Annotated in this window: 1 protein-coding gene; it reads right to left on the reverse strand. The window is 73.4% G+C overall.

All coding sequences use genetic code 11. The features are described 5' to 3' along the window. Positions 1 to 274, reverse strand: a 274-nt coding sequence (locus IF37_RS40510; protein ID WP_037858549.1) for an SDR family NAD(P)-dependent oxidoreductase, incomplete at both ends; no start/stop codon positions are given.

Raw genomic sequence — 274 nt, forward strand, 5'->3', positions numbered from 1 at the left:
CGGACGCTCGGCCGGGATCGAGTCCAGTACGGCCGCCAGCGCGTCCCGGTCGGCCACGTCGCAGGCGGCCACGGAAACCTCCGCGCCCAGCCCGGCCAGTTCCTCGCGCAACGCCGCCCCGCCACCGCCGCGGCTGACCAGCAACAGATGCCGCACACCCCGCTCGGCCACCAGGTGCCGGGCCACAAAGCCCCCCAGCGTCCCCGTACCACCGGTGATCAGCACCGTACCGGCCGCATCGAGATCCGCGGGAACAGTGAGGACGATCTTCCCG

The organism is Streptomyces sp. NRRL S-31 (assembly GCF_000718775.1).
GTDB lineage: Bacteria > Actinomycetota > Actinomycetes > Streptomycetales > Streptomycetaceae > Streptomyces.